Origin of the sequence: Paenibacillus sp. S25 (genome assembly GCF_019454085.1) — a bacterium.
Lineage (GTDB): Bacteria > Bacillota > Bacilli > Paenibacillales > Paenibacillaceae > Paenibacillus > Paenibacillus polymyxa_B.
In genome coordinates, this window is sequence record NZ_CP073683.1 from 3,553,761 (window position 1) to 3,568,201 (window position 14,441).

The 14,441-nt window shown below is 46.0% G+C and carries 15 protein-coding genes; 1 reads left to right on the forward strand and 14 read right to left on the reverse strand.

The features are described from left to right. Window positions 1-226 precede the first annotated feature (226 nt). The 10 genes from KAI37_RS15610 to KAI37_RS15655 all read right to left on the reverse strand — a co-directional run bounded on the left by KAI37_RS15610 (window position 227) and on the right by KAI37_RS15655 (window position 9,990). Window positions 227-661, reverse strand: a complete 435-nt coding sequence (locus KAI37_RS15610) for a peptidylprolyl isomerase (RefSeq protein WP_013310775.1) — start codon at window positions 659-661, stop codon at window positions 227-229. Between the two features lie 161 nt (window positions 662-822). Beyond that, window positions 823-2,190, reverse strand: coding sequence for a diaminopimelate decarboxylase (gene lysA / locus KAI37_RS15615; protein ID WP_076293015.1), 1,368 nt, complete (start codon window positions 2,188-2,190; stop codon window positions 823-825). Window positions 2,191-2,300: 110 nt separating this feature from the next. Beyond that, window positions 2,301-3,995, reverse strand: a complete 1,695-nt coding sequence (locus tag KAI37_RS15620) for a spore germination protein (protein ID WP_220029798.1) — start codon at window positions 3,993-3,995, stop codon at window positions 2,301-2,303. A gap of 26 nt (window positions 3,996-4,021) precedes the next feature. Further along, window positions 4,022-4,444: a stage V sporulation protein AB gene (locus tag KAI37_RS15625; protein ID WP_023989211.1), complete on the reverse strand. Its 423-nt coding sequence runs from the start codon at window positions 4,442-4,444 to the stop codon at window positions 4,022-4,024. After that, window positions 4,441-5,094, reverse strand: a complete 654-nt coding sequence (locus KAI37_RS15630) for a stage V sporulation protein AA (RefSeq protein WP_025723046.1) — start codon at window positions 5,092-5,094, stop codon at window positions 4,441-4,443. The genes KAI37_RS15625 and KAI37_RS15630 overlap by 4 nt, the downstream gene beginning before the upstream one ends. Before the next feature lie 176 nt (window positions 5,095-5,270). After that, window positions 5,271-6,026 carry an RNA polymerase sporulation sigma factor SigF gene (gene sigF / locus KAI37_RS15635; RefSeq protein ID WP_023989213.1) on the reverse strand — a complete coding sequence of 252 codons (756 nt, stop codon included), beginning with the start codon at window positions 6,024-6,026 and terminating at the stop codon, window positions 5,271-5,273. 11 nt (window positions 6,027-6,037) lie between these two features. Next, window positions 6,038-6,493 carry an anti-sigma F factor gene (gene spoIIAB / locus KAI37_RS15640; protein ID WP_013310781.1) on the reverse strand — a complete coding sequence of 152 codons (456 nt, stop codon included), beginning with the start codon at window positions 6,491-6,493 and terminating at the stop codon, window positions 6,038-6,040. Beyond that, the gene (gene spoIIAA / locus KAI37_RS15645) at window positions 6,490-6,843 is read right to left on the reverse strand and encodes an anti-sigma F factor antagonist (protein ID WP_013310782.1); all 354 of its coding nucleotides are present in this window, start codon (window positions 6,841-6,843) and stop codon (window positions 6,490-6,492) included. The genes spoIIAB and spoIIAA overlap by 4 nt, the downstream gene beginning before the upstream one ends. Window positions 6,844-6,939: 96 nt before the next feature. Then, a complete protein-coding gene (locus tag KAI37_RS15650) occupies window positions 6,940-8,133 on the reverse strand; it encodes a D-alanyl-D-alanine carboxypeptidase family protein (RefSeq protein WP_076293012.1) in 1,194 nt (397 codons plus the stop codon). 213 nt (window positions 8,134-8,346) lie between these two features. Then, complete coding sequence (locus KAI37_RS15655) at window positions 8,347-9,990, reverse strand: glycosyl hydrolase family 28-related protein (protein ID WP_220029799.1); 1,644 nt, start codon at window positions 9,988-9,990, stop codon at window positions 8,347-8,349. 205 nt (window positions 9,991-10,195) lie between these two features. Here KAI37_RS15655 and KAI37_RS15660 point away from each other — a divergent pair, with 205 nt between their 5' ends. Further along, a complete protein-coding gene (locus tag KAI37_RS15660) occupies window positions 10,196-11,407 on the forward strand; it encodes an O-antigen ligase family protein (protein ID WP_071644326.1) in 1,212 nt (403 codons plus the stop codon). A gap of 123 nt (window positions 11,408-11,530) precedes the next feature. Here KAI37_RS15660 and KAI37_RS15665 read toward each other — a convergent pair whose 3' ends face one another. From KAI37_RS15665 to fur, 4 genes are all read right to left on the reverse strand, one after another. Then, complete coding sequence (locus KAI37_RS15665; protein ID WP_013310786.1) at window positions 11,531-12,355, reverse strand: purine-nucleoside phosphorylase; 825 nt, start codon at window positions 12,353-12,355, stop codon at window positions 11,531-11,533. Window positions 12,356-12,427: 72 nt separating this feature from the next. Beyond that, window positions 12,428-13,372: a site-specific tyrosine recombinase XerD gene (gene xerD / locus KAI37_RS15670; RefSeq protein WP_071641452.1), complete on the reverse strand. Its 945-nt coding sequence runs from the start codon at window positions 13,370-13,372 to the stop codon at window positions 12,428-12,430. Between the two features lie 105 nt (window positions 13,373-13,477). Then, window positions 13,478-13,720, reverse strand: coding sequence for a YqzK family protein (locus tag KAI37_RS15675; protein ID WP_023989220.1), 243 nt, complete (start codon window positions 13,718-13,720; stop codon window positions 13,478-13,480). 166 nt (window positions 13,721-13,886) lie between these two features. Then, entirely contained in the window at window positions 13,887-14,384 is a 498-nt protein-coding gene (fur, locus tag KAI37_RS15680; RefSeq protein ID WP_013310789.1) for a ferric iron uptake transcriptional regulator, read from the reverse strand. Window positions 14,385-14,441 lie beyond the last annotated feature (57 nt).

Consider the following 14,441-nt stretch of genomic DNA (forward strand, 5'->3'; position numbering starts at 1 on the left):
TCCCTACTGAGTTTCAATACTCATATAAAATAAATGGAAAATGCATTCTTATGAAAAGGCTATCACAACACTTACTTTTCGAATGTGATCTTACGCACTGTAATGCCTACGTGATTGCGAAAATTAATAAACCGTCAAACAAAAGACAACAAAAGCCGCCCTGTCCAAAGACAGAACGGCTTAGGTGCAACGCTATTTAAAAAAGATCATGTAATTAACGGTAAAATTACACGTCAAATACTTTAACCTCTTTCATTTTGTCGCCTTGTTTTACAGCATCAATGAATTCCATACCTTTGGTTACTTTACCAAATACAGTATGTACTCCATCTAAATGTGGTTGTGGAGCGTAGCAGATAAAGAATTGGCTGCCACCTGTGTTGCGACCTGCATGAGCCATGGACAGAACGCCTTTGGCATGCTTTGTTGTATTCGTAGCTGTTTCACAGTCAATCGTGTAACCAGGACCGCCTGTACCGTTACCGATTGGACAACCACCTTGAGCCACAAAGCCCGGAATGACACGGTGGAAGCTCAAACCGTTGTAATAACCGCTGTTTGCCAGCTTTTCAAAGTTAGCAACGGTGTTTGGAGCTTCTTCTGGGAAAAAGTCAATTTCGACGATACCGCCGTTTTCAAGATCTATTCTACCTTTTTTCATTGTTTGTATCTCCTTTTCAACCTGTTTTGAGAACTAAATAACATCAAGTTCCAGTTTACTATGAATTGCCGCTCTTAGCAAAGTCTTGTCCAAAAAAAGGGCCATTGTCCCCGGTGTATTACTACCGACTCAATGGCCTGCTTGATCTTACAATGCTAAAATCAGGACGAAACCGTAATCTTGGCGTTTGGCTGAACCGCTGGACTGGCTTGATCACGAATCAAACGCTGTGGCACAACATCGTTGCGTACGATATCCTCGTAAGTTTCCCGACGCACCACCAACTCGGCCTCACCGTTGTTGACAAATACAACTGCTGGTCGACGTATTCGGTTATAATTACTCGCCATGGAGTAATTGTAGGCTCCGGTTGAGGCAACAGCGAGCAAGTCGCCGCTATTTATACGAGGCAGCTCTACATCCCAAATAAGCATATCGCCACTTTCGCAGCATTTGCCTGCAATGGACACCGTCTCTTCGTTCGTATCCTGCGCTCGATTAGCCAGCATCGCTTCATACTTGGCCTGATACAGTGCAGGGCGTGGATTATCTGTCATCCCGCCATCTACCGAGACATATTTACGTACCTGCGGAATATTCTTGATGCTTCCTACCGTATATAAGGTCGTGCCTGAATCGCCTACAATACTGCGTCCCGGCTCAATCCAAATTTCTGGAAGTTCATCGTAAAGTCCTGAAAAATAGGTTTTCACCGCTTCGCCGATAGCCTGCACATAGGTGGATACTTTCAGCGGTGTGTCCTCCTCTGTGTAGCGAATGCCAAATCCCCCACCCAGATTAATCACTTTGAAAGAAAACTGAAGCTGTTCTTTAATTTCTCTGGAAAAAGCTGCAACTCGTTCAGCAGCCATTTGAAAGCCATTCACTTCGAAAATTTGCGAACCGATATGAGAATGTACCCCTAACAGGTTAAGATGGTCCAGCTCGATAGCTTGTTCCACAGCTTGGCGTGCTGTACCATTCCCAATGTCAAAGCCAAATTTCGAATCTTCTTGACCTGTGGCCATATATTCATGCGTATGCGCCTCAACCCCTGGTGTAACACGCAGTAAGATATTCACCTGCTGTTCTTTCTCGGAGGCAAGGGCCTGCAACAAATGCAACTCCATTTCGCTATCGACGACGAAGCAGCCAATTTGCGCATCTAACGCCATTTCAATTTCTTCCGGTGTTTTGTTATTGCCGTGAAAATGGATTCGCTCTGCCGGGAACCCTGCTTGTAGCGCAGTAAACAATTCTCCACTGGAAACTACGTCAAGCGACATCCCTTCTTCAGCAGCTAAAGCACACATCGCCATAACACAAAACGCTTTGCTTGCATAAGCAACCTGAAACTTCAATCCGGTTTCACGAAAAGCTTCTATGAATTCCCGGCAGCGCCGGCGGACTAACTGTTCGTCAACAATATATAGCGGCGTGCCAAAACGCTCTTTCAAAAGCGTTGTATCACAACCACCGATCTCCAAATGTCCATTGCTGTTAATTTTACTGCTTCCATGCAAATACATGTTCTGGCGCCTCTCTTTCTGGAACAAGCTAGTCATATTCCATCGAATGTTTACACCAGTATAGCAAAAAAAACATCAAGAACAATGGATTTTTATGCAGATCATTTATATTAATGCTCCTGTCCATTGCCTGAGTTCGAATCTGTGTCGGCATCCGTATGGGGCATACGCGTATTGTCCCTCGTTTTGTTAGATGACGGGCGGTTAGGCGCATCTAGTACAGGCATACGGAACAAGATGGAAGCTAACGCTTTGGCATTAAAAGGAATGAACGGCCACAAATACGAAGAATTATATGACCGATGCAGCGTCAGCATCAAAATGATCAGTGTCGTACCCACGACAAAGCCCGGTACGTGAAAAATTGCAACAGCAACCAGCAGGAATAGTCGAATTAGTCTATTCGCCAACCCCAGCTCGTAGCTCGGTGTTGCGAACATTCCTATGGCAGCGACAGCCATATACAGCACGACCTCATTCACGAAAAGTCCCGTCTGAACCGCTATATCACCGACCAGAATCGCTGCGATCAAGCCCATAGCAGAAGCCAGTGGTGTCGGAGTATGCACAGCCGCCATTCGCATAAGATCGACCCCTAGTTCTACAATGATAAACTGGGCAATCAGCGGAAGATGTGCTTCCTTTTGCGGACCAATAAAATCAAGAAACGCCGGTTTTAATTCGGGATTGATGACCATTAGCAGCCACATCGGAAGCAGAAACATCGAGGCGAATATACCTATAAAACGTACCCAGCGCAAATAACTTCCCATAAAAGCGGTTTGTCGATTCTCTTCTGCATGCTGACACAAGTCAAAAAAAGTGGTAGGCAAAATCATCACGCTGGGTGAGGTATCGACGAAAATAACGAGCCTTCCTTCCATGATATGCGATGCCACGACATCTGGTCGCTCCGAATATCGTACTAATGGATATGGATTCCAACCTTTATTGATAATCGTCTCCTCTAATTGCTTGTCGGCCAGCGGAATACCATCCAAATTAACATTTTTAATTTTGTCTCGTACAGTATCCACCATCACCTTATCCACAATATCGTCAATGTAACCCAAACAAACGTCTGTTCGAGTTCGACGTCCGACCTGCATAGCCTCAAATTTAAGTCCTGGGTCCCGCAAACGCCGGCGCACCAGACCTACATTTGTAAGCATTGTTTCAGTAAACCCGTCGCGGGCACCGCGCACAACCCGCTCCAAAGAAGGTTCCTCCGGACTACGCACCGGATAATTACGTGTATCCAGAATAAGGGAAAAACGCTCGCCTTCCATGAAAAAGGCACTCATCCCTGTCAGCACCTTGTTAATGACGACAGACATCTTATCTGTCTTCTCCACCTGAATATGTGGAATAAAATTTTCGAAATACGCTTGTAGTCCATCCGAAGAGAGATTATCCGGCGTCAGATAGGTGAGCCGCTTTAGCACTTCAAGCATGATCTGATCCTTCGCAAAGGTATTTAGGAACAAATATCCGGTATGACGTCCACCCAGTGTCATTTCCCTGAATACCACATCAAAGGTCTCCCCCAAACCTAATACTGTTTCAAGTGTATTCTTATTATCCTTCATCCTCGGCGATATATCATCTTCGGCCTGCCAGTAGCGAACGGACTCCTCTACGTTATCAGACCGCTCACTCTCTTTTTTGTGTTGAAAACGTGCTGATTCCTGCGCCTGCTTTTCCTGCCATGGACTCAACTCTTCTCCGCCGGTATGGTTTTTATTTCCAATAACTCCATCTTCTTGATGCTGCTCCTGATGCTCTTGATCCGTTCTGTGATCCATATTCCTTGCCCCCTTCACTTTCGTTGTTAACGGTTATATACAAACCAGTCAAATAAGGAACCCGTCACCTTCCCAAGCACCATTGCCATTAACAGACCGAGCATATACACGGTCATGTGGAGTCGCTTGGCGAGTATGGGCAGGAGATTCAATACCTCCGTTAGAGCCGCGGCGAGCAAGCCAATAAACACTCCGCAAAATAACCCAGGTATCCATGTAAATATGCCCGGTAGTGGCAAGCAAATGTTCCAAAAATCGACCACAGTTCCCAGTACTGAACCTACAATCATTGCCTTTTCGTATGCACGTGATTTTTTATACGTACGGGTGAGTTGTGCTAATCGCGGCATGATATCCAGCACAATAAAAAAAGCAATTACACCGCTACCCACCGCAAGGCCCCCAGCAATACCTAAAATAATCTGAAGTGCAGCCTGTACAAATATCATGGTTTCTTATCCTTTGTCTGCAGACGGGCCATCTTTTCATATTCCTCTGCCACAACATACTGATCCACATTTTCCTGGTACAGATACATCTCCACCTCCAGCGGCGTCGGCTCCTCGTTCCAATTTTTCTTGAACAAGTGATTAAAAAAAACGATCATGCCAAAGCCGATGCCAATCGAGTAAGCAATTTGAAACAGGTACGGATGCTCATCCTTACGTCCCGTAATCATCTCTACAATCCGAACCTGTACCTCCATCATGCTAACGTCGGCATGAAAATTCATAATTGTCAGTGCAGAGCCAAAAAACAGAAGCACCCATACCAAAACAAACAGTATTTTGGACGGCTTACGGGGTTTCTCCACGAGTTCCACAAGTACATGCGGCTTCCCCAGAGATTCAACTACGACCCCCGGAATATGATCTCTAATTTTTGCTATGATCTGCAGCATGTCTATCAGTATCAGATTACCGTCCTGGTGCTGCGGCCGCTTGAGAACAAGCTCAAGCAGATCCTTTTCCCATTCAGGATTAGTCAGCAGATGGGCTACATCACCCAAATGCAAATCCTGCCCTTGTATCATGCGGACACGGCTGCGGAGCCGCAAGTAGACAATAGGAGCTACTGTAGGAGCCGGACTATGAGTCATCCGATCCCCTCCTTATCCTCGTAATTATCGGTTAGTATGGAACGAAGCAAGGAAACCTATTCTGTGTATTGTCTTTTATTCCACGCAAAAAAGAGTACCCCTGGCCATTAAAATGGCTTTGGAATACCCTTTATAAATACGTAAGCATAAGGATTTCACTAAGATCCTGACTGTTATTATTGGGCAATCTGATCGCGGATCAGTTGTAAAATCTTTTTTTCCAGCCGTGATACCTGCACCTGAGAAATACCAAGCCGACTTGCAACCTCTGATTGAGTCTGATCCCGGTAATAGCGCAGGTACACAATCAACCGCTCACGCTCAGATAGTCCGCCAATGGCCTCATTGAGTGCCAGCTTGTCGAACCATCTTTCCTGTGATTCGTCAGCAATCTGATCCATAAGTGTAATCGGATCACCGTCATTTTCGAACACCGTTTCGTGAATTGAAGTAGGCGGCTTATTGGCCTCCTGCGCAAAAACAACATCCTCCGGTGTCACTCCCAGCTCATCAGCAACTTCCTTGACTGTAGGCAGGCGGTTGAGCCGTTTGGATAGCTCGTCCTTCATTTTACGGACCTTATTGGCCGTTTCCTTCAAGGAACGGCTAACCTTGAGTGTACCGTCATCACGCAGGAACCGTTGAATCTCACCGATAATCATCGGTACTGCATATGTTGAAAATTTGACTTCGTAGCTGAGATCGAATTTATCCACCGATTTTAACAAGCCGATGCAACCAATTTGAAACAGATCGTCAGGTTCATACCCCCGGTTCATAAAGCGCTGCACGACAGACCAGACGAGCCGGATATTACTATTGACCAGTGTCTCACGAGCCTCATTATCACCGGATTGACTCAGTGCAATAAGCCGCTTGACTTCCGCATCCTCCAAATAGCTGTGCGAAGTTTTTTTTCCTCCTGCTTCCATAGGATCAACTCCTAATTATATAAAGCTTTCTTGGATTCAATCCTTTTCTTCATCCGGACCGACGTGCCTCCGCCCGGCTCACTGACTGCTTCAAACTCATCCATGAAATTTTCCATAATCGTAAAGCCCATGCCGGAGCGTTCCAATTCAGGTTTGGACGTGTATAGAGGTTGCTTGGCCAGCTCTAGATCCTCAATTCCTCGGCCTGCGTCCTCAACAACCAACGTGATCACGTCCGCTTCAATCCCGACTTTGATCGTTACGACACCTGACGGGTCGCTGTCATAACCGTGAATAATACTATTTGTCACCGCTTCAGACACCACAGTTTTCAAATCGCTTAGCTCATCCATTGTGGGATCAAGCCTGGAAATAAAGGCAGCGACAGCCACACGAGCAAATGCTTCATTCTCCGATTTGGCAGCAAACTGCAAGCTCATGAAATTGTTTCCCGTGCCTTCTCTCATGACACAACCTCCAGTTCCGTGAGCGCATTTCCCTCGTTGTCATATATGGGCATGATTTTGAACAGCCCTGACATATCCAGCAGTCGGTGTACTGGCGGATTGACATCACAGACTGCCATTTTTCCGCCCTTTTGCTTGATCAGTTTGTACCGTCCCAAGATAACGCCAAGGCCGGAGCTATCCATAAACTGAAGATTCTTCAGACTGAGCACAATATGCTCGCATTGCCGGCGCTGAATCGCCTCGTCCATTTGCATACGGACCATGTCCGACGTATGGTGATCAAGCTCACCAGACAGCCTTACAATCAGTACCCCCCGGTGATGCTCCATTTCAATTTGCAGGTTCATGCTTACTCACTCTCCTCCCGGTCTTGGACAAGGATTTCTACGTAGCCGCAGACGATTCCTGCCCTCCGACAAAACTAGAAGAAAACCCCGTAAAATCTACAAAGAAAATAGGTTCGACATGGTACGTTTAAACAATTTCCACCATCCGGCTTTTTCGATAGCCACAGGCGAAGTGATATTAAATTCCTTAAGCCGTTGTCCATCCTGATAGACGACCAACTTACCGATTGGGTCACCAGCCCGGACAGGAGCTTTGAGGCTTGGGGCCAGTTGCAATTCATGACGCAACGTTTGTTTGTTGCCACCTTTTTTCACCAGCACACTGTAAGAACGGTCAGCCTGAATTTTCAGCTCTGGCAATACGCCTTTTTCAACTTTTACGCTGCCCAGCAATTCACCCGGCTTGTATATGGATTTCATTGTATATTGAGAAAATGCATAGTCGAACATGGAAGATACTTCATTGTTGCGTATCTTCGTATTGGGCTCCCCGAGCACCACAGCTACGACACGCAAGCCATCACGCTTCGCAGTAGCGGAAAGACAGAACTTTGCTTCTGCCGTATAGCCTGTTTTCAGCCCGTCTGCTCCAGTATAGAAACGGACAAGTTTATTCGTATTCACCAGCCAAAAGGGTTTGACTGAGGATTTGCGCAAATAGTCCTGATAGGCTCCCGTATATTTCGTAATTTGCGGGTATTTCAACAACTCCCGGCTCATAACCGCAATATCATGCGCAGAAGAATAGTGATTCTCTACGGGTAAACCGTTGCAATTGGCAAAATGCGTATCCTTGAGCCCGAGCTGCTGCACCTTCGCATTCATCATCTCGACAAAAGCCTGTTCAGATCCTGCAATTTTCTCAGCCATCGCCACAGAGGCGTCGTTGCCGGAAGCCATTGCAATTCCCTTCAGCATCTCATCGACCGTCATTTCTTCTCCGGGCTCCAAGAAAATTTGCGAGCCTCCCATTGAAGACGCATATTCGCTGGCCCGAACTTTATCGGTCAGCTTGAGCTTGCCATCTTGAATGGACTCCATTGTCAGCAACATCGTCATAATTTTGGTGATGCTCGCTGGAGGAAGCTTTTCACGACTGTTTTTTTCATAGATGACTGTGCCCGTATCTGCGTCCATCAGGATCGCCGAGAGAGCCTCGGGAGCCAGCTCAGCCGCTGATCCCTCTTTGGTTTTGCTTTCAGGTCTGCTTTCTTCGGCCCAACCGCCGACAGGGACGGCAGTCAAGGCTACCAGGCAAGCCAGGATGAACGCCACCACTTTTTTCTTCACAATCGGTTCCCTCCTCAACATATTGGCGTAAAGCACCGGAGCCCATTTACTTACCCCTCCGGCCTATTCGCGTGCTGCTAACCATTGTCGTCAGAATGAAAGAAAAATATTCCATATGAATAAAAACATCAAATAGCACCAAGCTGAGTCAGCATGGTGCGCATTTTCCAATATATAAAATGACAGAACATCTATCGTCTGTGAAATAATTGTTTAAATTCGGCTTACGGTGAAATATGTGATTCCTCCACCCGGTAGAATATCCATTGTATTTTGACTGAACACCCATATATCAATAAAAGAATTCGCTTCCAGTCTAAGTTCCATTGCTCCACTCAATGCACTATAGTTCAGTCCGCCAATTACCCTATCATCGAGATAAGCATAGGCGGAACTCCCGGCAAGCTGCTCATCATTCAGGTGAAGTGCCAGCCGTGTGCGATTGCCAGCCACTTGAGGATCGGTCGAAATGTAGACTTGTATTCTGTATTTCCCAGCTCGCTTGGCTCGCCATCGGCTATTCACCGCATCGAATTCGATCAGCTCATCATGGTTGATTTGATTGAACTTCACCTTCTGCCAGCTACCTGCGGGAAGATTTTGCCTTGCTCCCAGGTAGGCTTTAACAAAGGTTTCGTCCAAATGCTCAATCCCGTTGTTCGAGTATTTCTCGACAAGCAGCAAAGCCTGCCCTGTCCCATTATTCTCGTCATAACGATTGTTGCTATAGCTAAAATCCAAATGTGAGCGAAGTGTCACCTGCTGTGTGGAAGAGCTACCAGAGAAAGAAATAAGCTGCTTTAGATTACGGGGATACCCTCCCACCTCGTCCACCAAAACTTTTTTGCCAATGACCACATCCACAAAATAGTTACATACGGATTGGGTGTCATCGAATTTGTCCGCTATCGCTAAAATGGAGTCACGCAAGGCCACATTTTTTGTTTCTTTGGTAGCACCAATTTGAATAAAAGAAGGCACTGTCATCTTATGCTCTCTGCTTAGTCCCTCAAACCAGCAGCCTATAAATTCAGCGTTCATAAAATCATTAATTAGAATGGGAATATCATTGGAACTTCCATCCTTAATATGCTGGCTAGCCAAAAATCTGGCCCCATTGGAGCTATTCAGATCCAATGCCGTATCGTTCCCCAATGTAAAAAGCGCTATGCTAGTAAACTGTGAACTTCTGTTCTGCAAGTGAATCCCTGTTTTATTGTAATTAATCTCCGTGCATTTAAATAAATTCACATCACTTTCGTAGCCCCAAAAAGCCGTTTCAAAATGCTCAATTAGGACGTTATCCAGGACAACTCCGCCACCCTTCCAATCCTGAATACCCAAAGTACCTTTGCCATAATATCCACGCTTCACTGACTGCGAAAACGGATTATTTAATGTGGCTCTGTCAGCCCCCTCGTACCGGATCGATAAGTCATGAAACTGCACATTTTGATATCCGCTAAACGATGGTAGACTTTCATCTCCAATTTGAAAACAAGGACCCGTACCATAATATTCAATCGACGTAACACCTTTGCCTTGTCGGTATCTGCCCTTATGAATGCCAAAAATGCGCACACCCTGCTTGCGAATCTGTAAGGTAGAGGTTATTTTGTATCGTCCACTGGGGATGTGAAGAATGGAATAATCGGGGGTCTTATTAATCACTTCCTGCAAAGCTGCCGTGTCATCCTGAATACCATCACCAGCAGCTCCAAACCAGCTTACGTTTACACTGCGTTCAATGAATTCTTTTTCAATGGTTTTAAAATTTTCATTTAATTGCTGCGGCGTTAACTCTTTGCCCGTACCACTCAAATTCAACTTCAAACGGTCTGTAAAATGATCCGCCACTCGAACACCCCCATGTTTAAAAACATAAAAAGTTCCTTTTTTGACCAAGCCGAAGAATTCTTCATTTTCTTAGCATGGACTGAGTATATGCACAAGAGGGCTTGCTCTAGGCTTGAGAAAAATGAAAATAAATATTTTATTATTATTGTACAAGAAGATACGTTTTGTATATTATAGATACATAATGTATCTAGGCGGTGAAATCGTGAAACATGTACTTACAGTAGCTGGTTTACTGGCTTTTTCGATTCCTTATGCTTGTCAGGGTTTGTCCCCCAGAGTTATCACGATTTCCGTGCTTATCCTGTTGTTCAGCTATACCATGCTACTACCTTCACTCAAGTCATTGATCGCAACCTTAGCCGACAATCCGTTACTGACTTTACTCACGCTGTACATCGCTGCCTCCTGTTTATGGGCTGAACAAGAACAGACCTCTTCCTTGCTGATGGTTCTCAAATTCCTTGCCTTCTCTACCTTTGGGCTCTATTTGGTCACCCATTATACAACTCAGGGCTGCATTCGCCTCTTAGTCGTTACGTTAAGTATTTTGAGCATACTCAATCTACTCGCCGTTTTGCTCGTTCCCTCCTTTGCCATTCATGGTGGAGTAGAACATACTGGGCTATGGAAGGGCATCTCTGGTCATAAAAATACACTTGGAACTCTCTCTCTGTTAAGTTTTGTTTCACATGTCATTTATTTTTTCAGGGGTAAACGTAAAGTTTTGCATATCGGCTTTATCTTACTCAATGCCCTATTGCTTATCGAGTGCCAATCTACCACCTCTTTGGTACTGACATCTTCGCTCTTCGTATTTATATTGTTTATACTGCTATTCAAGAGAATCCGAAGCATTGCGTTGCGCGGTTTCTTCATTAGCGGTTCCTGCTTGCTCGTTCTTTTGGGTTTGGTATTCACCTTTACTTATGGAGATGCAATTGCGTCGGAATTCGGAAAAACAACGACCTTAACTGGAAGAACGGAAATCTGGCAGGGGATTGGTGGTGCTATTCAGAGCCATTACTGGTTCGGACATGGTTACGGCTCCTACTGGGCAGCCCGACCCAGTATCTATGCGAACGGAATTCGATTTGATCTGACAAGCAGCCATAGCGGTTTCCGTGATCTGTGGATCGATGTGGGCCTTACAGGACTACTGGCAACAATTACACTCGCCATAACAACTTTATTTAAATTCAGAATTGGCAAAGCAGATATGTATACATGGCTGACGGCAGCAGTTTTTTTCCTATTTATTGTATTGAACAATATAACGGACAGCCGTTTCCTGAACTCGCTAGCCATTTACTGGATCATTTTTATGGTTATTGTGATCAAGGTGCAAGAACGACATAAACTGGCTGTAGCAGAAAAAGCGAAATCAACTGCATTGAGCACGCCCCCTCTTCATTAGGAGATCATACTCAGCTCAACCGCTGATGTAAAAAAGAACCCCATACCCACGCCATCAAAAGGCGATCGGATATGGGGTTCTTGGGATATATGTCCACCGCTTCGGTTGAACATGATCCCCAATCTACATTTGTGGAATAATCGCTAGCACAAGTTTTAAAAATTGCTCACGTACTTTCTCTGCCGTCTCCATCACTTCACCATGGGACAAAGGCTGATCCAGAATGCCTGCGGCCATATTCGTGATACAGGAGAAGCCCAGTACCTCAATACCTGCATGACGGGCTACAATAACCTCAGATACGGTCGACATACCCACCGCATCTGCACCCAGTGTACGCAGCATAACGATTTCAGCAGGCGTTTCATAGTTAGGTCCCAGCAATCCAGCATATACACCTTCTTGCAGACTGAAGCCCTGTTGGTTAGCCGTTTGCTTGGCAATTTCACGCAAGCGGCGGCTGTACGCCTCCGACATGTCTGGAAAACGAACGCCCAGACCAGCATCGTTCGGTCCGATCAATGGATTTTGTCCTGTCAGATTAAGATGATCGGAGATGACCATCAGATCGCCTGCTTCGTAAGAAGTGTTTACACCACCTGCTGCATTCGTCACCAGCAGACTTTGAATCCCCAATTGCTTCATCACCCGAACTGGGAAAGCCGTCAGCTGCGGGCCATAGCCCTCATACATATGAAAGCGCCCTTTCATCATGACGACAGCGCGACCTTCAATCGTGCCTAACAGTAATTCTCCCTCGTGACCTTCTACCGTCGATACAGGAAAATGGGGAATATCCTGATAAGGAATACTAATTCCATCCTGAATTAAATCGGCTAGAATACCGAGACCTGATCCCAGAATAAGACCAATCTCTGGACGTATTCCGCTCTTGGCACGGATATAATCTGCTGCTTCCTGAATTGTAGCTTGGTTGGCTGTTGACATTAATATCTCTCCTGACTTGTACAATCGTAAAGTTATAGTCATTATCACATTTTCTATGAAAGCAAAGTATCGTTACGTTCGATCTTTGCTTTCATGAGAAGTGCGGTTGCCGCCGTGCGGGTGATGCTTTTCATATACTTCCTTCATATTCCGTCTGGCCGTCTGCGCATATACCTGCGTCGTTGACAGATCAGCATGACCCAGCATTTCCTGTACAGAGCGTAAGTCCGCTCCGCCCTCCAGCATATGTACCGCAAAGGAATGCCGCAACGTATGGGGCGTGATATCCTCGCTTATGCCTGCTTCCTGGCCGTACTTCTTAATCATTTTCCAGAAGCCCTGTCTACTGAGACGCTGACCAGATACGTTCAGGAACATGGCTTCCTGCTCTACTTGAGCTTCTTCACCCTGCCCGGATCTCAGCAATAATAGACGCTGCTCGTCCATGTAGGCTTGTGCCCACTGTGATGCCTCACGGCTGATCGGTACAACACGCTCCTTGCCTGCCTCGCCGCCACAGTGCACAAAGCGCAGATCGGTGCGGACATCACGCACGTTTAGGGCAATCAGCTCCGATACACGAATGCCCGTCGCATATAGCAACTCCAGCATCGCCTTGTCTCGCACCCCTTGCGGGGCAGTCACATCCGGCGCGTCCAGCAAACGCTCTATCTCATCCTGCGTTAGCACCGAGGGCTTCTTTTTAGTCGCTTTGGGCAGCTCCAGTAGAACGGACGGATCATGGATCGTAATTCCCTCCCGAATAAGAAAATGAAAAAAGGAGCGAATGGAGGCGACGCTACGTGATATCGTCGCCGCAGCTTTTCCCTGTTCCTTCAAACGGCTCAAATACAGTACCAGATGTGACCGTTGGACGTTATCCGGCTGCTCAATACCACAGCTTTCTGCGAACTCGGTAAACTGCTGTACGTCCCGTTGGTACGCTTCCAATGTGCTGCGCGACAAGCCCTTTTCCTCATCCATATATTGAACGAAAGGTTGAATGTACATTTTCATGAGTTCCAAAAGTCTCCTTGTTCTGCATACAGCGGTTCAGTCTCAGCGTCTGCTTCTTCGTGTGCTGCGTTCATATCATAAGCTCATCAAGACCGATTACTTAGACTATTCACCATACCAGTAAAAGAAACGTAAACGTTCCAACACTGCTATTCGATGCTCGGACCCTTCATTTACTTTTTGTCCGCCAAATACCTTAACTGCATGTCCTTCCGGTATTCGGTAATGATCTACAGGTGTTATCCAATCTGTAAACAGCCTGAGGCTATAAAAGAACATACATGCCAGCACACCGAACAATATTACCAAACGCAGCCATTTTAGTCCTCTCCGCAACGATAGTACCATGTGGATCAGCCGCCTTTTCCCCAGAATATAGTCTCTATTAGGACTCTCTATGGAAGGGTATGACAAGCTATTCCTTTTTATACCGCTTAATCCCGAACAACAGATTCCGAACCAAAAAAGCTCTCCCGAACGCATCTTCGTCGGTGAGAGCTTGGGTAGTCAGCTTTTAGTCCTGAGATTTGTTTTTTCTGGATTTGCCCAAAGATTTCTGAGCCGTCGTATCGTTCTTCGCCTTACAACGATAACAAATACCGTGGAAGTCCAAACGATGATCCACTACGGTAAAATTATATTCCCGTTCCAGACGCTCCTCCAATGGTCCAAGCCAATCTTCCAGTATTTCATCTACACTGCCACACTGCACACATATCAAATGGTGATGGTGATGTTTGGTTGTATCGCCGCGCAAATCATAACGCGCAACGCCATCACCAAAATTAATTTTCTCCACGACATGCAGTTCACTTAGCAGTTCTAGGGTACGGTATACGGTTGCCAGACCGATTTCGGGAGCTTTCTCTTTGACGAGCATAAATACATCTTCCGCACTCAGATGATCATCTTCGTTCTCAAGTAAAACTCTGACGGTGGCTTCCCGCTGAGGCGTTAGTTTGTAGCCCTGGGATTGCAGCTGCTGCTTAATTTTTTCGATCCGTGCTTCCATGTGTCTCCCTCCCCCTGCAAAGCTACTGCCTACTGCACTTTTTTCACTCCTATTATT

Coding starts and splice junctions, on each gene's coding strand:
- fur (WP_013310789.1), bottom strand. CDS start 14,384: ATGGAAGCACGGATCGAAAAAATTAAGCAGCAGCTGCAATCCCAGGGC.
- spoIIAA (WP_013310782.1), bottom strand. CDS start 6,843: ATGAACCTGCAAATTGAAATGGAGCATCACCGGGGGGTACTGATTGTA.
- KAI37_RS15620 (WP_220029798.1), bottom strand. CDS start 3,995: ATGGATCACAGAACGGATCAAGAGCATCAGGAGCAGCATCAAGAAGAT.
- KAI37_RS15665 (WP_013310786.1), bottom strand. CDS start 12,355: ATGTCAACAGCCAACCAAGCTACAATTCAGGAAGCAGCAGATTATATC.
- lysA (WP_076293015.1), bottom strand. CDS start 2,190: ATGTATTTGCATGGAAGCAGTAAAATTAACAGCAATGGACATTTGGAG.
- KAI37_RS15610 (WP_013310775.1), bottom strand. CDS start 661: ATGAAAAAAGGTAGAATAGATCTTGAAAACGGCGGTATCGTCGAAATT.
- sigF (WP_023989213.1), bottom strand. CDS start 6,026: ATGGAAGCAGGAGGAAAAAAAACTTCGCACAGCTATTTGGAGGATGCG.
- KAI37_RS15675 (WP_023989220.1), bottom strand. CDS start 13,720: ATGGTACTATCGTTGCGGAGAGGACTAAAATGGCTGCGTTTGGTAATA.
- KAI37_RS15630 (WP_025723046.1), bottom strand. CDS start 5,094: ATGACTCATAGTCCGGCTCCTACAGTAGCTCCTATTGTCTACTTGCGG.
- spoIIAB (WP_013310781.1), bottom strand. CDS start 6,493: ATGAGAGAAGGCACGGGAAACAATTTCATGAGCTTGCAGTTTGCTGCC.
- xerD (WP_071641452.1), bottom strand. CDS start 13,372: ATGAAAATGTACATTCAACCTTTCGTTCAATATATGGATGAGGAAAAG.
- KAI37_RS15625 (WP_023989211.1), bottom strand. CDS start 4,444: ATGATATTTGTACAGGCTGCACTTCAGATTATTTTAGGTATTGCTGGG.